The following is a 19,912-nucleotide window of genomic DNA, read 5'->3' as shown; positions in this document are numbered from 1 at the left end:
GGATCGCCGGACTCCGTCCGAGCCCCGCCCCGCGCCCCGGCCGCGAAGGTCGCCCGGGACCGCCCCGGGCGTGCTACGGCACCGCCACCGGCAGTCCCGCCGCCCGCCACGCCTGGAACCCGCCGACCAGATCGGTGGCCCGGTGCAGGCCCAGTCGGTGCAGCGACTCCGCGGCGAGGCTGGAGGCGTAGCCCTCGTTGCACACCACCACGACGCGCAGGTCGTGGTGGGTGGCCTCGGGGAGCCGGTGGCTGCCCTGCGGGTCCAGACGCCACTCGAGCTCGTTGCGCTCGACCACCAGCGCGCCCGGGATGAGCCCGTCCGCGTCGCGCAGTGCGGCGTACCGGATGTCGACCAGCAACGCCTCACCGGCCTCGGCGGCGTCGTACGCGGCGCGCGGCTCGATGCGTGCGTAGCCCCGGCGTACCCGTTCCAGCACTACGTCGATCCCGTTCGGTTCGCTCACTGCCAGTCCTCCGGACGCTCGACCTCTTCCAGGCGCAGGACCTGGCCGCTGCGACTGTAACGACGGATCCGCGGCAGGGGCGGGTAGTAGGCGTGGACGGAGATCGCGTGTCGGTCGGGGGACTCGTTGAGCACCTCGTGGACGTGGTGCCGTCCGAAGGCGCGTCCCTCCCCCGCGGGCAGCCGGCGTTCCCGGTCCACGCCGTCGGTGAGCTCCAGGATCTTCCAGCCGTCGGTGGGCAGCCGGGCGGCGAGCGCGTTCTCCTTGAGCTCGCCGGCCGCGGTCACGAAGGCGCCCGCCGAGTCGGCGTGGTCGTGCCAGCCGGTGCCCGTGCCGGGCGGCCAGCCGATCAGCCAGGCCTCGCTGCCGCCGGGTCCCTCCAGCCGCACCCAGGTACGGCCCTCGGGGTCGAGGGGGAGCGAGGCGATCAGTTCGGCGTCGGCGGCGATGCGCCGGACGAAGTCGAGGAGGTCGGCCTGAGTCGGCGCGGGCGCGCTCGTGGCCGTCGAAGACGGGGCAGGGGCAGGGAAGGACACAGACACGGGTACCGTCCTGGGGTTCGCGAGGAAGCGCGCGGCGGCGTGCCGAAGCGGGGCGCGCGGAGGAAAGCGATGCGAAATCAGCAGGACGGGCGACACACGCAGCCCGCGTAGCGGACGAGGTCCATGTGGACCCTCCGCCACAGGCGCACATCGGTGTCGGTCACGCTCCGGAGTAGACCATGGCGGAGTGGGCCGGTCAACTCACCGTCACCATGCGGAGGGCGGCGGCGGACAGCGGCCGCCGCTCGCGGACCCGCCTCCCCCAGACGCCGCCTCCCCGGTCGTCGCCCGCCCCGGCCGACGGAGCGCCCCACGGGCGACCGCTCAACGGGCCCCGGCCGCAGCCCCGGCCCCGGCTTCCGCCTCCGCGGTCGCCCCCTTCGCCCCGCCCAGCGCCGCCTCCGCCGCCGTGTACAGGTCGGCCGGGCGCACCCCGTTCAGTGCGGTGACCAGATGGCCGTCGGGCCGCACCAGCAGCACCGTGTGCGCCGCGGCTCCGGGGTAACTCTCGGCGACCAGCAGCTCGGCATGGTGCGGCAGCGCCGTCACCGCCGCCGCCAGCCGGGGCATGACACCGGCGGTCACCCAGTGCTTGCGGTCCCACACCCCCGTGCCCGGCGCGATCAGCACCACCAGCAGCGCACCGCGCCCCAGCCGGTCCCGCAGCCGCACGAACGTGCCGTCCTCCGCCGTGACCCGCACGTCGGTGACGGGAGTTCCCGGCGCCGTACCGACGGTCACCTCGCCGTCGAGGCGCGCAGGCATGAGCGGCGAATCGGCGTACGTCCCAGGCGCCCCCAGCGTTCCGCGCCCCAGGTGACCGTCGGCGAGCAGCGCGTCGTGTCCCCGGGCCGCGCCGGGGACGTACGACCGCAGGCCCCCGCCGCCGCGCAGCAGCGGCAGCACCTGGTCGGCGGCGCGCAACCGCGCCGCGACGGCCGTGCGCCGCTCCTTCTGGTAGCTGTCGAGCAGGGCCTCGTGGGGCCCGTGGTGCCAGGCCAGGGCGAGTTTCCAGGCCAGGTTGTCGGCGTCCCGCAGCCCTTCGTCGAGGCCCTGGGTGCCCAGCGCGCCGAGCAGGTGCGCCGCGTCCCCGGCGAGGAACACGCGGCCCTCCCGCCAGCGGCGGGCCAGCCGGTGGTGGACCGTGTGGACACCGGTGTCGAGGAGTTCGTACACCGGGGCGGCCCCGGCCCTCCAGCCGGTGAGGGTCTCCCGGATCCGGTTCACCAGGAGCTCGGGCGTGACCAGGTCCTTGCCCGGCGGCAGCAGCCAGTCCAGGCGCCACACGCCGCCCGGCAGGGGCCGGCCGACGATCTCGCCGGCCGACGGACCGGACGTCCGCCAGGGCGGCGCCCGGTGGAGCAGCGCCTCGTCGGTCCAGGGCAGCTCGGTGTGCAGTGCGGCGACGGCGTATCGTTCCACCGCCGTACGGCCGGGGAAGCGGATGTCCTGGAGCTTGCGCACGGTCGAGCGGGGACCGTCGCAGCCGACCAGGTAACTGCCGCGCCACCAGGTGCCCCCGGGGCCGCGGGTGTGGGCGGTGACGCCGGACGCCTCCTGTTCGAGGCCGTCCAGGCGGCTGTCCACCGCGACCTTCACGAGGGGTTCGCGGGCCAGGGCGGTGCGCAGGACACCGGTCAGCACGTGCTGGGCGATGTGCAGCGGCGCCGGGTCGGCGTCGTCGAACGCGACCTCGCGCGTCACCTGCTTGCGTCGTATCGACCGCCATCCGGCCCAACGGAAACCCGCCCCGTCCAAGGAGGTCCCGGTCAGTCTCTCGACGAGGGCGACGGCGTCCTCGCGCAGGACGGCGGTGCGCGCGGGGCGCGGTTCGTCCTTGCCCGGCCCCTCGTCGAGGACGACACAGGGCACCTCCTGACGCGCCAGCGCCAGGGCGAGCGCGAGCCCGACGGGCCCCGCTCCGGCGATGATCACCGGGTCCACGGTGCGGTGCCCCCTGCCTGTGACGGCGTCCCGGGGGACGTGGGTGAACAGGAAGTTGGAGCAGGGTGCACGGTCACAGAACGTATGCAACCCATTGCCGCTGCTTGCGTCAAGCGACGGAGGCAGTGGCGATCATGCCACTGCCTCCGCGATGGTCGCACACTCCGGCCGGGGGTCAGGTCTTGGCCACGCCGGTGCCGGCGGCCGGCGTTCCGGGCGTGCCCGCGTCATCCACCCTGAGCACCGCACCGGTCGACTTCTTGGCCCGCCGCAGCCGCCGCTCCAGCCAGCTCGCGAAGCTGGTGAGGGCGAAGTTGAGCGCGATGTAGATGACGGCGACCACGGTGAAGCTCGCGATGGTGTTGGCGCCGTAGTAGGCACTCATCGTATTGGCGGAGGACAGCAGCTCGGAGAAGGTCAGGACGGCGCCACCGAGGGCGGTGTCCTTCACGATCACGACCAGCTGGCTGACGATGGCCGGCAGCATCGCGGTGACCGCCTGCGGCAGCAGGATCAGCCGCATCACCTGGCCCTTGCGCAGGCCGATCGCCATCGCGCCCTCGGCCTGGCCCTTGGGCAGGGCCAGGATGCCCGACCGGACGATCTCGGCGAGGACGGAGGCGTTGTACAGCACGAGACCCGTGACGACCGAGTACAGCGGACGGTCGTCCGCGCTGACGCTGGTGTACTCGGCGAACAGGGCGAGGCCGAAGATCATCAGGACCAGCACGGGGATGGACCGGAAGAACTCGACCACGACGGCGGCCGGAACCCTCACCCAGGCGTGGTCGGACAGCCGGGCGATGCCGAGGACCGCACCGAGCGGCAGCGCGATCACCACCGCGAGCGCGGCGGCCTTGAGCGTGTTCTCCAGACCGGGCCAGATGTACGTGGACCAGGCCTCGGTGCCCGAGAAGAACGGCTTCCACTTCTCACCGTCGAGCTGGCCCTTGTCGGAGAGTGTGCTGAACACCCACCAGATCAGCGCCGCGAAGACGACCAGGAAGAGGACGTTGAACAGGATGTTGCGCCGCTTGGCGCGGGGGCCCTGGGCGTCGTAGAGAACGGAACTCATCGCTTCACCGCCACCTTCTTGCCCACCCAGCCCAGGATCAGGCCGGTCGGCAGCGTCAGAATCACGAACCCGACGGCGATGACCGCGGAGATCAGCAACAGCTGCGCCTCGTTCTCGATCATCTCCTTCATCAGCAGCGCCGCCTCGGCGACACCGATGGCGGCGGCCACCGTGGTGTTCTTGATGAGGGCGATCAGGACGTTCGCCAGGGGAACGACGGACGAGCGGAACGCCTGCGGCAGCACCACGAGCCGGAGCACCTGGCCGAAGCTCAGACCGATCGCCCGCGCCGCCTCCGCCTGCCCCACCGGCACCGTGTTGATGCCGGAGCGCAGCGCCTCGCACACGAAGGACGAGGTGTAGAGAATCAGGCCGAGGACCGCGAGCCGGAAGTTGATCGTCTCGATGTCGTCGGAACCGAGGCTGATGCCCAGGGTCTGGTTCAGGCCCAGTGACGCGAACAGGATGATGACGGTCAGGGGAATGTTCCGCACGATGTTCACGTACGCGGTCCCGAAGCCGCGCATCAGCGGCACCGGGCCCACCCGCATGGCGGCCAGTACGGTGCCCCAGATCAGGGAGCCGACGGCCGAGAGCGCAGCGAGCTGCACCGTCGTCCAGAAGGCTCCCAGCAGGTCGTAATCCTCAAGAAAGTCGAACACGATCTCCCGCGCTTTCGCGTGTAGGGAAGCCCGCCCCGGTGCGCCTCCCCTTCCGGAGGGCGGCGCACCTGTCAGGCGCTGCTTCAGCTCTTGATGTCGCCGATCTTCGGCGCGGGCTCGTTCTTGTAGTTGGCCGGGCCGAGGTTGGTGTCCACGGCCTTCTGCCAGGACTTGTCGGCGACCATCTCCTCGAGGGCCTTGTTGATCTTGTCCTTGAGGTCGCTGCCCTTCTTGACGCCGATGCCGTAGTTCTCGTTGGTCATCTTGAAGCCGCCGAGCTTGAACTTGCCCTTGAACTGCGACTGCGAGGCGTAACCGGCGAGGATCGAGTCGTCCGTGGTCAGCGCGTCGAGGGCGCCGGTCTGGAGACCGTTCAGGCAGGCGGAGTACGTCGGGAGGTTCTGCAGCTGGGCGTCGGGGGCCAGCTTCTTCTTGACGTTCTGGGCCGAGGTCGAGCCGGTGACCGAGCAGAGCTTGGCGTCGTTGAGGTCCTGCGGCGCCTTGATCTCGTCCTCGTCGGCGCGGAGCAGCACGTCCTGGTGGGCGAGCAGGTAGGGGCCGGCGAAGTCGACCTTCTCCTGGCGCTCCGGCGTGATCGAGTAGGTGGCGGCGATGAAGTCGACGTCACCGCGCTGCAGCATGGTCTCGCGGTCGGCGCTCTTCGACTCCTTCCACTCGATCTGGTCCTCGGTGTAGCCGAGCTTCTTGGCGACGTACGTGGCGACGTCCACGTCGAAGCCCTCGTAGCCGTTCGGGGTCTTCTGGCCGAGGCCCGGCTGGTCGAACTTGATGCCGATGGTGATCTTCTTGCCACCACCGGAACCGTTGTCGTCGCTGTCGTCGCCGCCGCACGCGGTGGCGGACAGGGCGAGGGCGAGGACGGCGGCCGAGGCGGCGGTGACCTTGCGGAGCTTCATGGTGAACATCCTTTGGCTGTGATCGAACTGCGATCGGACGATCAGAGGATCAAACGATCAGATGCGGGCCGTCAGGGGCGGTGGCGGGACGAACGGCGACGCGGTTCGCCGGTGCCGGGCCATGAGCGTCAGTGATGGAGGATCTTCGACAGGAAGTCCTTGGCACGGTCGCTGCGCGGGTTGCTGAAGAACTGCTCCGGCGCGGCCTCCTCGACGATGCGGCCGTCCGCCATGAACACCACGCGGTTGGCGGCGGACCGGGCGAACCCCATCTCGTGCGTGACCACGATCATGGTCATGCCGTCCTGGGCGAGCTGCCGCATGACCTCGAGGACCTCGTTGATCATCTCGGGGTCGAGAGCCGACGTCGGCTCGTCGAAGAGCATGACCTTCGGGTCCATGGCCAGGGCCCGCGCGATGGCGACACGCTGCTGCTGACCGCCGGAGAGCTGGGCCGGGTACTTGTCCGCCTGGGCGCCCACGCCGACCCGGTCGAGCAGGGCCCGGGCCTTCTCCTCGGCCTTCTTGGCGTCGACCTTGCGGACCTTGACCTGGCCCAGCGTGACGTTCTCGAGCACGGTCTTGTGCGCGAACAGGTTGAACGACTGGAAGACCATGCCGACGTCGGCGCGCAGCCGGGCCAGCTCCCTGCCCTCGGCGGGCAGCGGCTTGCCGTCGATCGTGATCGTGCCCGAGTCGATGGTCTCCAGGCGGTTGATGGTGCGGCACAGCGTGGACTTACCGGACCCGGAGGGCCCGATGACCACGACGACCTCACCGCGGGTGATCGTCAGGTCGATGTCCTGGAGCACGTGCAACGCGCCGAAGTGCTTGTTGACATTGCTCAGCACGACCAGTTCGCCGGTTGCGGCCACGTCTTCCTTGGCCACCGATACTTCGGTCATCGCTTTCGGGCTCCGTCCTCCTCGTTTTGGGAGGACAGTAGTGACGCCCGACGACCTGCGTCTCTACATCTGAGGGGAATCTGAGCATCACGATCCGATAGCAATCGGACACGCGTCGTAGCTCGGACGAGCAGGGCACATATCGGCCGGATAACTTCGAGCGGCCGCAACCGGAACCCTCTTGACGCCGTCCCCCTCCATCGGCGTCACTGCACAGGGCACGCGCGCGCGTGCACAAGCCGTGCACCCGATCTTTCCTACCCGTCCCGATCGTACGGCCGATGAACCGAAGGAGGCCCGGATGAGACTGCTGCTCGTCGAGGACGACAACCACGTCGCCGCCGCCCTGTCCGCGGTCCTTGCCCGGCACGGCTTCGACGTCACCCACGCGCGCAACGGCGAGGAGGCGCTCCAGGCGCTCGTACCCGAGGGCGACTGCTTCGGCGTCGTCCTGCTCGACCTCGGCCTGCCCGACCAGGACGGTTACGAGGTCTGCGGCAAGATCCGCAAGCGCACCAGCACCCCGGTGATCATGGTCACCGCACGCTCCGACGTCCGCTCCCGCATCCACGGCCTCAACCTCGGCGCCGACGACTACGTGGTCAAGCCGTACGACACCGGGGAGTTGCTCGCCAGGATCCACGCCGTCAGCCGGCGCACCGCCCACGAGGACGCCCCGGGCGCCGCCGAGACCGCGGTGCGCCTCGGAGCCGTGCTCATCGAACTGCCGACGCGCCAGGTCAGCGTCGACGGTGCGGCCGTCCAGCTCACCCGCAAGGAGTTCGACCTCCTCGCCCTGCTCGCGCAGCGTCCCGGCGTGGTCTTCCGCCGGGAGCAGATCATCAGCGAGGTGTGGCGCACCAGTTGGGAGGGGACCGGGCGCACCCTGGAGGTGCACGTCGCCTCCCTGCGCGCCAAACTGCGCATGCCCGCGCTCATCGAGACCGTGCGCGGCGTCGGCTACCGCCTCGTCGCCCCCACCGCCTAGCGGGGCCGGGTGCGCACACGTCTGCTTCCGCTGCTCATCGTCCTGATGGCGGCCGTCCTCCTCGCCCTCGGCGTACCGCTCGCCATCAGCGTCGCCCGCGCGGAACAGCAGCGGGTCGTCGTCGACCGCATCGACGACACGGCACGCTTCGCGGCGCTCGCCCAGTTCGTCACCGAGTCCGCGCCGGGCGGCTCCCGCCCGACCACGACGGACGAGCGCCTGGAGACCCTGCAGGCCGAACTCACCAGCTACCACGAGGTCTACGACATCCGGGCGGGGGTCTTCTACCGCAACCAGATCCCCATGGCCAACGCGCCGACGACCTGGTTCCTCCCGCAGACCGGCGAGGTGCGCGACGCCTTCGGCGAGGCGCTGCTCAGCCGCCGCAGCCACGATCCGCAGCAGGTGTGGCCGTGGGAGGACGGCCGGCTCGTGGTCGCCTCGCCGGTCATCCGGGACGGAGACGTCGTCGCGGTCGTCGTCACCGACTCGCCGACCGACGCGATGCGTTCCCGGACCCTGCGCGGCTGGCTCGTCATCGGAGCCGGCGAGATCGCCGCCATGCTGCTCGCCGTGGGCGCCGCGCTCCGGCTGACCGGCTGGGTGCTCAAGCCGGTGCGCGTCCTCGACGCCACCACCCACGACATCGCCACCGGACGGCTGAAGTCCCGGGTGGCGCCGTCCGGAGGGCCACCGGAACTCAGGCGCCTGGCCAGGTCGTTCAACGAGATGGCGGACCACGTCGAGGACGTGCTGGAGCAGCAGCGCGCCTTCGTCGCCGACGCCTCGCACCAGCTGCGCAACCCCCTGTCCGCGCTGCTGCTGCGCATCGAGCTGCTCGCGCTCGAACTGCCCGAGGGCAACGAGGAGATCGCCTCCGTCCAGACCGAGGGCAGACGCCTCGCCCGGGTCCTGGACGACCTGCTCGGCCTGGCGCTGGCCGAGCACACCAGGGCCGACCTCGAGGTCACCGACGTCGGCGCGCTGGCCGCCGAGCGGCTGGCCGCCTGGACGCCGACCGCCGAGGCCAAGGGCGTACGGCTGGACGGCGACTGCCCGCCGACCACGGGCTGGGCCGACCCGGTGGCCCTCTCCAGCGCCCTGGACGCGGTCATCGACAACGCGGTGAAGTTCACGCCGTCCGGCGAGGAGGTCCGCGTCACGGTCTCCTCCACCGGCGACGCCGTCACCGTCGTCGTCACCGACGACGGGCCCGGACTGACCGACGAGGAGCTCGCCCGCGTCGGCGACCGCTTCTGGCGCAGCGGGCGGCACCAGAACATCAAGGGCTCGGGCCTCGGCCTGTCCATCTGCCGGGCCCTGCTCGCGGCGGGCGACGGCTCGATCTCCTTCGGCCACCACGAGCCGCACGGACTGACGGTGACGGTCACGGTACCGAGGACGGGAAGCCGCAAGGGGCCCGACGGAGACTAGGGTTTCACCGACCGGTAGTACCGCCGGGCGCCCTCGTGCAGCTCCAGCGGATCGGTGTAGATCGCCGTCCGCAGGTCCACCAGCTGGGCGGAGTGCACGTGCGCCCCGATGCCGTCGCGGCTGTCGAGGACCGCCCTGGTCAGCCACTCGGTGAGCCGCGGATCCATGTCGGCGCGCGTGATCAGCAGGTTGGACACCGCCATCGTCGGCACCACGGCACCGTTCTGGACGGCGGGGTACGCCGACTCCGGGATGTTGGTGGTGCGGTAGTAGCGGGTCGCGCCGCCGGATTCGTGCAGCTTGGCGACGAGGTCGTCACCTATCGGCACGAACCGGAAGGCGGCGGTTCCGGCTATCTCCTTGAGGCCGTCCGTCGGCAGACCGCCCGACCAGAAGAACGCGTCGATCTCGTGGCCCAGCCGTCCGGGGCCGGTGTCGATGCCGTCGGACCGGGGCGTGATGTCATGCTCCGGATCGATGCCGGCGGCCCGCAGCAGCCGGGTGGCGATCAGCCGCACGCCGGAGTTCGGCAGTCCGACGGCCACCCGCTTGCCCCGCAGGTCGGCGACGGACTGGACGTCCGAGCCGGTCGGGACGACGAGTTGCACGTAGTCGTCGTAGAGCCGGGTGACACCGCGCAGGCGGCCGGCACCGGCACGGTCGGCGATCTTGTACGTCTCCACCGCGTCGGCCGCGGCGATGGTGAAGTCGGCCTCCCCGGACGCCACCCGCTCGACGTTCTCCTGCGATCCCGCGCTGGTCATCAGCCGTACCTTCAGGCCGGGCATGTCCTTGCGCAGCTCCGTGCGCAGCAGTTCGCCGTACTTCTGGTAGACCCCGGCGCGCGTGCCCGTGCTGAACGTGATCGTCCCGCTCGGCGGCTTCTCGCCCAGGGGCAGCAGCCACCACAGCAACAGACCCAGGGCGACGGCACCGGCGCCCGCGCCGGTGAGGGCCCGGCGCCCGCCGGCACGGGAGAACATCGAGGACATGCGCGCGATCCTGCCAGTCCGATTCGGCGCTGACCAGGGCCGGGCCCGCGCGGGCGTACGGGCGCGGTGTCGGTGGCGCTCGCTACAGTCGTCGGCATGAGCAGCTCCTCGCCCGCCGACCTGGTCCGCGCCTTCCACCTGGCCTTCGGGCTGGACGCCCGCAGCACGCCGACCGAGGTCGCGCCCGCCCTGGCCGCCCAGCGGGGCGCGCTGCTCGCCGAGGAGGCCGCGGAGGTGGCCGAGGTGTCGGTGACCGGTCCGCTCGACCGGCTCGCGCACGAACTGGCCGACGTGGTCTACGTCGCCTACGGCACGGCCCTCGTCCACGGCATCGACCTCGACGCGGTGATCGCCGAGGTCCACCGTTCCAACATGACCAAGTTGGGCCCCGACGGCCGGGTGAGCCGCAGAGCCGACGGCAAGGTGCTCAAGGGCGACCACTACGAGGCCCCGGACGTGACGGGCGTCCTGCGCCGGCAGGGGTGGGAGCCCGGGGCGCAGGACGCCTGACCCCGGCCCGGTTCAGTCGCGCACCGACGCCTCCGCCCCCGCGGGCCGGGGCGCCCCGTCGGGCACGTCCGCGGGCCGGTCGGGGTTGTCGCGGCGGCGGAACAGGCGCATCGCCAGCGGCTCGGTGAAGCGGGCGGTGAGGGGGCCGAGGACGACCAGGATGAGGACGTAGGCCGTGGCCAGCGGGCCCAGGGACGGTTCGATACCGGCCGACACCGCCAGTCCGGCGATGACGATGGAGAACTCGCCGCGCGCCACCAGCGCGCCCCCGGCGCGCCAGCGGCCCTTGACGGAGATCCCGGCGCGCCGCGCCGCCCAGTACCCGGTGGCGATCTTCGTCACGGCGGTGAGCAGGGCCAGCGCCAGCGCGGGCAGCAGCACCGGAGGGATGCTGGCCGGGTCGGTGTGCAGGCCGAAGAAGACGAAGAAGACGGCGGCGAACAGGTCCCGCAGCGGGCTCAGCAGCGTGTGCGCACCCTCCGCGACCTCCCCGGACAGCGCGATGCCCACCAGGAACGCCCCGACCGCGGCCGACACCTGGAGCTGCTGGGCGACGCCCGCGACCAGGATCGTCAGGCCCAGCACCACCAGCAGCAGCTTCTCCGGGTCGTCGCTGGAGACGAACCGGGAGATCAGCCGGCCGTAGCGGACCGCCACGAACAGCACCAGTCCGGCGGCGGCCAGCGCGACCGCCAGCGTGATGCTGCCAGTCATCAGCCCGGCGCCGGCCACCAGCGCGGTGACGATCGGCAGGTACACCGCCATCGCCAGGTCCTCCAGGACCAGCACGCTCAGGATCACCGGCGTCTCCCGGTTGCCGACCCGGCCCAGGTCGCCGAGGACCTTCGCGATGACACCGGACGACGAGATCCAGGTGACGCCGGCCAGGACCACGGCGGCCACCGGGCCCCAGCCCAGCAGCAGCGCGGCCACCGCGCCGGGCACCGCGTTGAGCGCGCAGTCGACCAGGCCGGCGGGATAGTGCGACTTCAGGTTGGTGACCAGGTCACCGGCCGTGTACTCCAGGCCGAGCATCAGCAGCAGCAGGATGACGCCGATCTCGGCGCCCGTCGCGACGAACTCCTCGCTCGCGCCCAGCGGCAGCAGCCCGCCCTCGCCGAAGGCCAGGCCGGCCAGCAGGTACAGGGGGATGGGGGAGAGGCGGTAGCGGCCGGCGAACCGGCCGAGCAGCCCGAGCCCCAGGATGATGGAACCGAACTCGATCAGCAGAACCGCGGAGTGCACAGGCTCACTCCCGCCCGAGTATCGCCGCGGCGGAGTCGACGCCCTCACGGGTGCCGATGACGATCAGGATGTCACCGCCGGCCAGCCGGAAGTCCGGTGCGGGCGACGGGACCGCCTCGGCCCGGCGCAGCACCGCCACGACCGACGCGCCCGTGTCGGTGCGCATCCGCGTGTCGCCCAGTACCCGCCCGTTCCAGCGGGACGTCGCGGACACCTCGATCCGCTCGGCGACCAGCCCCAGGTCGGTCGTGTACAGCAGGCTCGCGCTGTGGTGGGCCGGCTTCAGCGTGTCGATCAGCGCGTCGGCCTCCTGCCCGGTGAGCCGGAGCGAGTGGGCGCAGGAGTCGGGGTCGTCGGCCCGGTACACGTTCACCGTGCGGGCGCCGTCGCGGTGCGCCACCACCGACAGATGACGGTGTTCCCGGGTCACCAGGTCGTACTGGACCCCGATGCCCGGTAGCGGCGTCGCCCTCAGGCGTGGTGCGGACACAGGTCTTCCCCTCGCTTTGTTCGTCCTGCATGCGTTGCTTGTCCGGCTGCGCGTTTCCGCACGTCCGTGACGTGCTCGCGACCTCGTCATGCTGTCATCCGCACGTACGGTGGCGGTATGGGTGTCATGACGGATATACGGATCCGGTCGTGGTCGGCGAGACTGGTCCCGGCCGTGTTGCGGGCGAGGGCCGGAAGGAGCGGAAAGCGGACCGTGTCGCTGTTCTGGCGGATCTTCTCGCTCAACGCCGCGGGCCTGGTCGCGGCCACCGCGCTGCTGCTGGGACCGGTCACCGTCTCGACGCCCGTCCTGCCGCACGAGGCGCTCGTCCTGCTCGCCGGCCTCACCGCCCTGCTGGCCGGCAACGCGGTCGTCCTGCGCATAGGGCTCACCCCGCTGCAGCGGCTGGGCCGCGCCATGAGCACCGCCGACCTGCTGGTGCCCGGCACCCGCCCGGAGGTCGCCGGACCCGCCGAGGCCGCCGAGCTGATCGCGACGTACAACACGATGCTCGACCGGCTCCAGGCCGAACGCGCCGCCGGCGCCGGCCGCGCGCTGCACGCCCAGGAGCGCGAGCGCCACCGCATCGCCCGCGAGCTGCACGACGAGGTCGGCCAGACCCTCACCGCCGTCCTGCTCCAGCTCAAACGCGTCGCCGACCGGGTGCCCGGCGAGCTGCGCGAGGAGGTGTCCCTCGCCCAGGAGGCCACCCGCGCCGGCCTGGACGAGATCCGCCGCATCGCGCGCCGGCTGCGCCCCGGCGTCCTGGAGGAGCTCGGCCTCGCCAGCGCCCTGCGCGCGCTCGCCGCCGAGTTCACGCACCACGGGCTCACCGTCACCCCCCACGTCCCCGGCGACCTGCCCCGGCTCTCCCCGGAGGCGGAACTGGTGATCTACCGGGTCGCCCAGGAGAGCCTGACCAACACCGCCCGTCACGCCGCCGCCGACCGCGCCGACCTCACCCTGCGCCCACTGCCCGGCGGCATCGAACTGCTCGTCCGCGACAACGGCACCGGCCTCGGCGACACCCCCGAGGGCGCCGGCATCCGCGGGATGCGCGAGCGGGCCCTGCTGATCGGAGCCGAGATCCACCTCGAAACCGCCCCCGGACGGGGCACCGGCGTACGCCTGCGCGTCCCCGCCCCGGCCCGGCCCGGGGACGCCACCGCGGACCCGGCCACGGTCCGGGCCGCCGAGCCGACCGCGGACCGGATCACGGGTCCGGCCACCCATCCCGCAGACCGCACCGGAGACCGCACCTGATGTCCGCACGGCCCCCGATCCGCGTCCTGCTCGCCGACGACCACACCCTCGTCCGCCGTGGAGTGCGCCTCATCCTGGACGGCGAACCGGACCTGACGGTCGTCGCCGAGGCCGGGGACGGCGCCGAGGCCGTCGCCGCGGCCCGGGCCACCGAGGCCGACCTCGCCGTCCTGGACGTCGCCATGCCCCGCATGACCGGTCTCCAGGCGGCCCGTGAACTCTCCCGCCGCCTGCCGCGGCTGCGCATCCTCATCCTGACCATGTACGACAACGAGCAGTACTTCTTCGAAGCCCTCAAGGCCGGGGCCTGCGGATACGTCCTCAAATCCGTCGCCGACCGCGACCTGGTCGAGGCGTGCCGGGCGGCCGTGCGCGACGAGCCGTTCATCTACCCGGGCGCGGAGCGGGCCCTCGTCCGCTCCTACCTGGACCGTCTGCACAGGGGCGGCGGCCTGCCCGAGCGGCCCATCACCGAACGCGAGGAGGAGATCCTCAAACTCGTCGCCGAGGGCCACACCTCCAAGGAGATCGGCGAGCTGCTGTTCATCAGCGCCAAGACCGTCGAACGCCACCGCGCCAACCTCCTGCAGAAGCTGGGCGTCCGCGACCGGCTGGAACTCACCCGGTACGCGATCCGCGCGGGCCTCATCGAGCCCTGACCGGCCCCGGACCGCCGGGACCCCGGTTGTCCACAGGCGGCCCGGGCCACCGCCGCGGACCGCCTACCCTTAGTGCCATGAGCAGCATCGACCGGAGCCAGTCAGCGGGCGGCACGCGCACCTACGAAGTACGCACCTACGGGTGCCAGATGAACGTCCACGACTCCGAGCGGTTGTCCGGGCTGCTGGAGGACGCGGGCTACGTCCGCGCCCCCGAGGGTTCCGACGGCGACGCGGACGTCGTCGTCTTCAACACCTGCGCCGTGCGCGAGAACGCCGACAACAAGCTGTACGGCAACCTCGGCCACCTCGCCCCGAAGAAGGCGAGCCGGCCCGGGATGCAGATCGCGGTCGGCGGCTGCCTGGCGCAGAAGGACCGCGACACCATCGTGAAGCGCGCCCCCTGGGTCGACGTCGTCTTCGGCACGCACAACATCGGCAAGCTGCCCGTCCTGCTGGAACGCGCCCGCGTCCAGGAGGAGGCGCAGGTCGAGATCGCCGAGTCCCTGGAGGCGTTCCCGTCCACGCTGCCGACCCGGCGCGAGAGCGCGTACGCGGCCTGGGTCTCCATCTCCGTCGGCTGCAACAACACCTGCACCTTCTGCATCGTCCCGGCGCTGCGCGGCAAGGAGAAGGACCGCCGTCCCGGCGACATCCTCGCCGAGATCGAGGCCCTGGTCGCCGAGGGCGTCTCGGAGATCACCCTGCTCGGCCAGAACGTCAACGCGTACGGCTCCGACATCGGCGACCGCGAGGCCTTCAGCAAGCTGCTGCGGGCCTGCGGGAACATCGAGGGCCTGGAGCGGGTCCGCTTCACCTCCCCGCACCCGCGCGACTTCACCGACGACGTCATCGCCGCCATGGCCGAGACGCCGAACGTGATGCCGCAGCTGCACATGCCGCTGCAGTCCGGCTCGGACCCGGTCCTGAAGGCGATGCGCCGCTCCTACCGGCAGGAGCGCTTCCTGGGGATCATCGAGAAGGTGCGGGCCGCCATCCCGCACGCGGCGATCACCACCGACATCATCGTGGGCTTCCCCGGTGAGACCGAGGAGGACTTCCAGCAGACGCTGCACGTGGTGCGCGAGGCCCGGTTCGCCCAGGCCTTCACCTTCCAGTACTCCAAGCGGCCCGGCACCCCGGCCGCCGAGATGGACGGCCAGATCCCCAAGGCCGTCGTGCAGGAGCGGTACGAGCGGCTCGTCGCCCTCCAGGAGGAGATCTCCTGGGAGGAGAACAAGAAGCAGGTCGGCCGCACCGTCGAGCTGATGGTCGCCGAGGGCGAGGGCCGCAAGGACGGCACCACCCACCGCCTCTCCGGCCGCGCCCCCGACAACCGCCTCGTGCACTTCACCAAGCCCGGCCAGGAGGTCCGCCCCGGCGACGTGGTGACCGTCGAGATCACCTACGCCGCCCCGCACCACCTCCTCGCCGAGGGCGCGGTGCTCGACGTGCGCCGTACGCGCGCGGGCGACGCCTGGGAGAAGCGCAACGCCGCCGAGCAGGCCAAGCCCGCCGGCGTCATGCTGGGCCTGCCGAAGATCGGCGTGCCCGAGCCCCAGCCCGCCGTGGCGAGCGGCTGCGGCTGCGACTGACCGCAGGGCGCGCCGCCTCCCCGCGGGCGCGCGGGGTTACGCTGCCGATCATGCTTGTCGCCGCCGCAGTCTGCCCCTGCCCGCCGCTCCTCGTACCGGAGGTCGCCGCGGGCGCCGCACCCGAGCTGGACGCCGCGCGCGCCGCGTGCACGGACGCGCTGGGCGTGCTCGCCGCCGCCCGGCCCGACCGGCTCGTGGTCGTCGGCCCCGCACCGGACGCCGGGCCCCGGACCTACCCGGCGGGCACGCGCGGCTCGTTCCGCGGCTTCGGCGTGGAGCTCGACGTGTGCCTCGGCGCGGACGAGGCTCCGGGCGGGGAACCGCAGCCCGGGTCCGAGCTGCCGTACGGCCTAGCCGTGGGCGCCTGGCTGCTCTCGCGGGCCGGGTGGTCCGACGCCCCCGTCGAGGGGCTCGGCGTCGGCGAGCACCTGCCGCCCGAGCGGTGCGCCGCCCTCGGCCGGGAGATCGCCACGCGGGCACCGCGGGTGGCGCTGCTGGTGCTGGGCGACGCCAGCGCGTGCCGCACGCTCAAGGCCCCCGGGTACCTGGACGAGCGGGCGGCGCCCTTCGACGCGGAGGCCGGGCGTGCCCTGGGGGCGGCGGACGTGGCCGCCCTCGCGGCGCTGGACTCCGGACTGGCCCGCGAGCTGAAGGTGTCCGGGCGGGCCCCCTGGCAGGTCCTGGCGGGCGCGGCCGGGAACACGGCCCTCACCGGTGCGCTGCTGTACGAGGACGCGCCGTACGGAGTGGGCTACGTGGCGGCCGCCTGGTCGTAGGGCACCGGCCGCGGCAACGGGCCGGGCCGGGCGAACCGGCGACGGGACGCCGTGCGCACCGGGAACGGGACGGCGGATCAGGAAGCCGGCGGTGGTCCCGCCGGTGGCGGCCCGCCCGGAGGCGTGCCCCCGGGCGGGGTGCCCGAAGCGCCTTCGCCGTGGTCCTTGTGGGCGAGACGGTCCACGGCGTCCTTGGCCTTGCCCGTACTCGTCCGGATCCGGTCGCTGTACTTGCCCCTGGTCCTCTCGTCGACGGTCCTCGCCACCTTGTCGAGACCGCGGTCGATCTTGCCCCCGTGCTGCTGCGCGAGGTCGGACACCTTGTCCTTCGCCGGCCCCATCCTGGCCTTCAGGTTGTCCAGCAGACCCATGGTTCGCCCTCCCTCGGGGAGCGGTCGGGTGCGGGCGTCCTTGCCGGCCTCGTCGTCGACGGCTCCGTCCGCGGACCGCTGCTCGGGGACCCGGCGCTCCCGGGGCCGGTGGCTCGGCGGCCGACGCCTCCCCCGTGGTCCTCGACCTCCGGAGAAGCCGCGCAAAGCGCCCGTATCAACTCCATACGGTACTCGTGTGGGCGACATCACGCGGCATCCGGTGCGGCCGCTCGCACCGTCGCGGCCGACGAGCCGGGGACGAGAGCCCGCAACGGGCGACGGGACCCGTTCACGCGGTCACGTAACTCGTTCGAGGGCGGGGCGCGGGGTTTGGGACACTGGGGCGGTGAGCAGCGCACCCCCCGCCCCCCGCGTCATCGCCGTCGTCGGTCCCACCGCGGCCGGAAAGTCCGATCTGGGCGTCTTCCTGGCCCGGCGGCTCGGAGGCGAGGTCGTCAACGCCGACTCCATGCAGCTCTACCGAGGGATGGACATCGGCACCGCCAAGCTGACGCCCGAGGAGCGCGGCGGCGTCCCGCACCACCTGCTCGACGTCTGGGACGTGACCGTCACGGCCTCGGTCGCCGAGTACCAGCGCCTCGCGCGGGAGCGGATCGACGCGCTGCTCGCCGAGGGCCGCTGGCCGGTCCTGGTCGGCGGATCGGGACTGTACGTCCGCGGTGCCGTCGACAACCTGGACTTCCCCGGCACCGACCCCGAGGTCAGGGCCCGGCTGGAGGAGGAGCTCGTGCTCCGCGGACCGGGGGCGCTGCACGCGCGGCTGGCCGCCGCCGACCCCGGTGCCGCGCGGGCGATCCTGCCGAGCAACGGGCGCCGGATCGTGCGGGCCCTGGAAGTGATCGAGATCACCGGCAAGCCGTTCACCGCCAACCTCCCCGGCCACGACTCGGTCTACGACACCGTGCAGATCGGCGTCGACGTGGCCCGCCCCGAACTGGACGAGCGCATCGCCCGCCGGGTCGACCGGATGTGGGAGGCCGGACTGGTGGACGAGGTGCGGGCGCTGGAGGCGCAGGGGTTGCGCGAGGGGCGTACGGCGTCGCGCGCGCTGGGCTACCAGCAGGTGCTCGCGGCGCTCGCCGGAGAGTGCACGCTGGAGGAGGCGCGGACCGAGACCGTCCGTGCCACCAAGCGCTTCGCGCGCCGTCAGGATTCGTGGTTCAGGCGCGATCCGCGGGTGCACTGGCTGAGTGGGGCTGTGGCGGATCGCACGGAACTTCCGCGACGCGCGCTGTCGTTGGTCGAACGACCGGTTACAGCCTGATCACGTGATGGCATCGGGACGCCCCGGCCGTCATCGCGGCCTTCGGCGCCGTGCCATCATCGAGCTTCGATCGACCGAGTGAGTCCTAGTGGGGAGGGCGCGTGGCGATGGAGGCCGGCCCTCGTGACACCGCACCGAGCACCGAGCACGGCACCGCCGACCACGGCGGGACGGAGCCGGACGGAGCCGGCCTGAGCCCCGACGGCCCCGACGAGACACCGGACGGCGTGGCCGCCGACGGCCCCGAACCCGGCGAGATGTACGGGGACGAGGTCGAGGTGGAGCTGCGTCCGCAGCGACGGCTGCGGATCTGGCAGCTCGCGCCCATCGTGTGCCTGGCCTCGCTCGGCTCCCTGATGTTCGCCTTCCCGCTCGCCTTCGACTTCGGTGACAGCGGCGCCGTGATCGCGATGCTGGGCCTGCTGATCTGCTCCTGCGCGGCCGGCTGGGGCATGATGGCCGCCCGCCGGGTCGGCCACACCTGGCCGGGCCTGCCGCAGCGCGGCTCGGGACGCCGCGCCGACTGGCGGGTGATCCTCGCGTACGTCCTCACGGTCACCGTCGTCGTCGTCCTGGCCGTGTGGCGGGTGGCCCGCCTGCGCGGCTGACGCCGCGGGCCCCGCGGGACCGCGGTGCGGAACCGCACCGGTGCCGGCGGGCGGCCCCGCGCGGGCACCGTCGTCCCGAGGGCCGGAGCGCTCGTCGTCGTGTCGCGGGTACGCCGTACGATCGAGGGATGAGCACGCGGATCGCCTTCCTCAAGGGTCACGGCACCGAGAACGACTTCGTGATCGTCCCGGACCCGGAGAACGCCATCGACCTGCCGCCCGCCGCCGTCGCCGCCCTGTGCGACCGCCGCGCGGGCATCGGCGGCGACGGACTGCTGCACGTCGTGCGGTCCGCGGCGCACCCCGAGGCCGAGGACATGGCGGCCGAGGCGGAGTGGTTCATGGACTACCGCAACGGCGACGGCTCCGTCGCCGAGATGTGCGGCAACGGCGTGCGGGTCTTCGCGCGCTACCTCCAGCACGCCGGCCACGTCACCGCGGGCGACCTCGCCGTCGCCACGCGCGCGGGCGTGAAGCGGGTGCACCTGTCCAAGGACGGCGACGTCACCGTCGGCATGGGCCGGGCCCTGCTCCCCGAGGGCGAGGTCGAGGTGAGCGTCGGCGAGCGCAGCTGGCCCGCGCGGAACGTGAACATGGGCAATCCGCACGCCGTGGCCTTCGTCGCCGACCTGGAGGAGGCGGGCGACCTGTACGCCCCGCCGCCGTTCCGGCCGGCCGAGGCCTACCCGGACGGGGTGAACGTCGAGTTCGTGGCCGACCGCGGGCCCCGCCACGTGGCGATGCGCGTGCACGAGCGCGGCTCGGGGGAGACCCGTTCGTGCGGCACCGGAGCGTGCGCCGTCGCCGTCGCCACCGCCCGCAGGGACGGTGCCGACCCGGCGGCCACCGGCACCCCGGTGACGTACACCGTCGACGTCCCCGGCGGCACCCTGGTGATCACCGAACGGCCCGACGGGGAGATCGAGATGACCGGCCCCGCGGTGATCGTGGCCGAGGGCGAGATCGACGCGACCTGGCTGGAGGGGGCCCTGACCTGAACCACAGCCCGGACCATGACACTCAGTGCGAAAACGTAAACCCTCGGGCCTTCGCTCGAATGGGTGATCCGTTTCACGCTCGGCGAGAGGCGGTCAGCCGTACGTGATGGGCTCGATAGCATCAAGCACCGGCCCGGACGGGGGAACGATGCCATCCCCTGAGCCGTGTCCGCCCTGGGGCACCCCG

The 19,912-nt window shown here is 72.4% G+C and carries 22 protein-coding genes; 10 read left to right on the top strand and 12 right to left on the bottom strand.

Annotation, left to right across the window (positions count from 1 at the left end; genetic code table 11):
- Positions 1-73: 73 nt before the first annotated feature.
- The 8 genes from ACZ4V6_RS31670 to ACZ4V6_RS31635 form a co-directional block, all read right to left on the bottom strand.
- Complete coding sequence (locus tag ACZ4V6_RS31670) at positions 74-466, bottom strand: rhodanese-like domain-containing protein (RefSeq protein WP_467834036.1); 393 nt, start codon at positions 464-466, stop codon at positions 74-76.
- Entirely contained in the window at positions 463-1,008 is a 546-nt protein-coding gene (locus ACZ4V6_RS31665; protein ID WP_467834034.1) for a cupin domain-containing protein, read from the bottom strand. The genes ACZ4V6_RS31670 and ACZ4V6_RS31665 overlap by 4 nt, the downstream gene beginning before the upstream one ends.
- A 77-nt stretch (positions 1,009-1,085) precedes the next feature.
- A complete protein-coding gene (locus ACZ4V6_RS31660) occupies positions 1,086-1,157 on the bottom strand; it encodes a putative leader peptide (RefSeq protein ID WP_309544753.1) in 72 nt (23 codons plus the stop codon).
- 175 nt (positions 1,158-1,332) lie between these two features.
- Positions 1,333-2,952: an FAD-dependent monooxygenase gene (locus ACZ4V6_RS31655; RefSeq protein WP_467834032.1), complete on the bottom strand. Its 1,620-nt coding sequence runs from the start codon at positions 2,950-2,952 to the stop codon at positions 1,333-1,335.
- A gap of 175 nt (positions 2,953-3,127) precedes the next feature.
- Positions 3,128-4,027, bottom strand: coding sequence for an amino acid ABC transporter permease (locus ACZ4V6_RS31650; RefSeq protein ID WP_467834030.1), 900 nt, complete (start codon positions 4,025-4,027; stop codon positions 3,128-3,130).
- Positions 4,024-4,689, bottom strand: coding sequence for an amino acid ABC transporter permease (locus tag ACZ4V6_RS31645; protein ID WP_385461803.1), 666 nt, complete (start codon positions 4,687-4,689; stop codon positions 4,024-4,026). Before ACZ4V6_RS31645 ends, ACZ4V6_RS31650 begins: the two co-directional genes overlap by 4 nt.
- A gap of 83 nt (positions 4,690-4,772) precedes the next feature.
- Positions 4,773-5,606, bottom strand: coding sequence for a glutamate ABC transporter substrate-binding protein (locus tag ACZ4V6_RS31640; protein WP_467834028.1), 834 nt, complete (start codon positions 5,604-5,606; stop codon positions 4,773-4,775).
- A 128-nt stretch (positions 5,607-5,734) separates the two neighbouring features.
- Complete coding sequence (locus tag ACZ4V6_RS31635) at positions 5,735-6,511, bottom strand: amino acid ABC transporter ATP-binding protein (RefSeq protein ID WP_467834027.1); 777 nt, start codon at positions 6,509-6,511, stop codon at positions 5,735-5,737.
- A 301-nt stretch (positions 6,512-6,812) separates the two neighbouring features.
- On the opposite strand from ACZ4V6_RS31635, the gene ACZ4V6_RS31630 reads away from it, so the two are divergent.
- Positions 6,813-7,499, top strand: coding sequence for a response regulator transcription factor (locus ACZ4V6_RS31630; RefSeq protein ID WP_467834025.1), 687 nt, complete (start codon positions 6,813-6,815; stop codon positions 7,497-7,499).
- Positions 7,500-7,508: 9 nt separating this feature from the next.
- Complete coding sequence (locus ACZ4V6_RS31625) at positions 7,509-8,933, top strand: sensor histidine kinase (RefSeq protein ID WP_467834024.1); 1,425 nt, start codon at positions 7,509-7,511, stop codon at positions 8,931-8,933.
- On the opposite strand, the gene ACZ4V6_RS31620 is transcribed toward ACZ4V6_RS31625, so the two are convergent.
- Complete coding sequence (locus tag ACZ4V6_RS31620; RefSeq protein WP_467834022.1) at positions 8,930-9,925, bottom strand: TAXI family TRAP transporter solute-binding subunit; 996 nt, start codon at positions 9,923-9,925, stop codon at positions 8,930-8,932. The genes ACZ4V6_RS31625 and ACZ4V6_RS31620 overlap by 4 nt on opposite strands.
- Before the next feature lie 96 nt (positions 9,926-10,021).
- Here ACZ4V6_RS31620 and ACZ4V6_RS31615 point away from each other — a divergent pair, with 96 nt between their 5' ends.
- Entirely contained in the window at positions 10,022-10,435 is a 414-nt protein-coding gene (locus ACZ4V6_RS31615; RefSeq protein WP_467834021.1) for a pyrophosphohydrolase domain-containing protein, read from the top strand.
- A gap of 12 nt (positions 10,436-10,447) precedes the next feature.
- On the opposite strand, the gene ACZ4V6_RS31610 is transcribed toward ACZ4V6_RS31615, so the two are convergent.
- The gene (locus ACZ4V6_RS31610; RefSeq protein WP_467834020.1) at positions 10,448-11,680 is read right to left on the bottom strand and encodes a cation:proton antiporter; all 1,233 of its coding nucleotides are present in this window, start codon (positions 11,678-11,680) and stop codon (positions 10,448-10,450) included.
- A 4-nt stretch (positions 11,681-11,684) separates the two neighbouring features.
- The gene (locus tag ACZ4V6_RS31605) at positions 11,685-12,170 is read right to left on the bottom strand and encodes a cation:proton antiporter regulatory subunit (protein ID WP_467834019.1); all 486 of its coding nucleotides are present in this window, start codon (positions 12,168-12,170) and stop codon (positions 11,685-11,687) included.
- Between the two features lie 213 nt (positions 12,171-12,383).
- Here ACZ4V6_RS31605 and ACZ4V6_RS31600 point away from each other — a divergent pair, with 213 nt between their 5' ends.
- From ACZ4V6_RS31600 to ACZ4V6_RS31585, 4 genes are all read left to right on the top strand, one after another.
- Positions 12,384-13,433, top strand: coding sequence for a HAMP domain-containing sensor histidine kinase (locus tag ACZ4V6_RS31600; RefSeq protein WP_467834018.1), 1,050 nt, complete (start codon positions 12,384-12,386; stop codon positions 13,431-13,433).
- The gene (locus ACZ4V6_RS31595) at positions 13,433-14,092 is read left to right on the top strand and encodes a response regulator (protein ID WP_467834017.1); all 660 of its coding nucleotides are present in this window, start codon (positions 13,433-13,435) and stop codon (positions 14,090-14,092) included. The genes ACZ4V6_RS31600 and ACZ4V6_RS31595 overlap by 1 nt, the downstream gene beginning before the upstream one ends.
- 77 nt (positions 14,093-14,169) lie before the next feature.
- Positions 14,170-15,687 (top strand): tRNA (N6-isopentenyl adenosine(37)-C2)-methylthiotransferase MiaB, encoded by a 1,518-nt coding sequence (gene miaB, locus ACZ4V6_RS31590; RefSeq protein WP_467834016.1) that lies wholly within the window; start codon positions 14,170-14,172, stop codon positions 15,685-15,687.
- A 50-nt stretch (positions 15,688-15,737) separates the two neighbouring features.
- Complete coding sequence (locus tag ACZ4V6_RS31585) at positions 15,738-16,463, top strand: class III extradiol dioxygenase subunit B-like domain-containing protein (protein ID WP_467834014.1); 726 nt, start codon at positions 15,738-15,740, stop codon at positions 16,461-16,463.
- Positions 16,464-16,540: 77 nt separating this feature from the next.
- On the opposite strand, the gene ACZ4V6_RS31580 is transcribed toward ACZ4V6_RS31585, so the two are convergent.
- Positions 16,541-16,834, bottom strand: coding sequence for an antitoxin (locus ACZ4V6_RS31580; protein ID WP_467834012.1), 294 nt, complete (start codon positions 16,832-16,834; stop codon positions 16,541-16,543).
- A gap of 346 nt (positions 16,835-17,180) precedes the next feature.
- Between ACZ4V6_RS31580 and miaA the strand changes: the two genes are divergently transcribed.
- The 3 genes from miaA to dapF all read left to right on the top strand — a co-directional run bounded on the left by miaA (position 17,181) and on the right by dapF (position 19,725).
- On the top strand, positions 17,181-18,119 hold the full coding sequence (miaA, locus tag ACZ4V6_RS31575) for a tRNA (adenosine(37)-N6)-dimethylallyltransferase MiaA (protein ID WP_467834010.1): 939 nt from the start codon (positions 17,181-17,183) through the stop codon (positions 18,117-18,119).
- Positions 18,120-18,226: 107 nt separating this feature from the next.
- A complete protein-coding gene (locus tag ACZ4V6_RS31570; protein WP_467834074.1) occupies positions 18,227-18,727 on the top strand; it encodes a hypothetical protein in 501 nt (166 codons plus the stop codon).
- Between the two features lie 128 nt (positions 18,728-18,855).
- The gene (gene dapF / locus ACZ4V6_RS31565; RefSeq protein WP_467834008.1) at positions 18,856-19,725 is read left to right on the top strand and encodes a diaminopimelate epimerase; all 870 of its coding nucleotides are present in this window, start codon (positions 18,856-18,858) and stop codon (positions 19,723-19,725) included.
- Positions 19,726-19,912 lie beyond the last annotated feature (187 nt).

The organism is Streptomyces sp. NPDC029152 (genome assembly GCF_055564355.1).
This window is presented reverse-complemented; position numbering and strand designations above follow the sequence as displayed.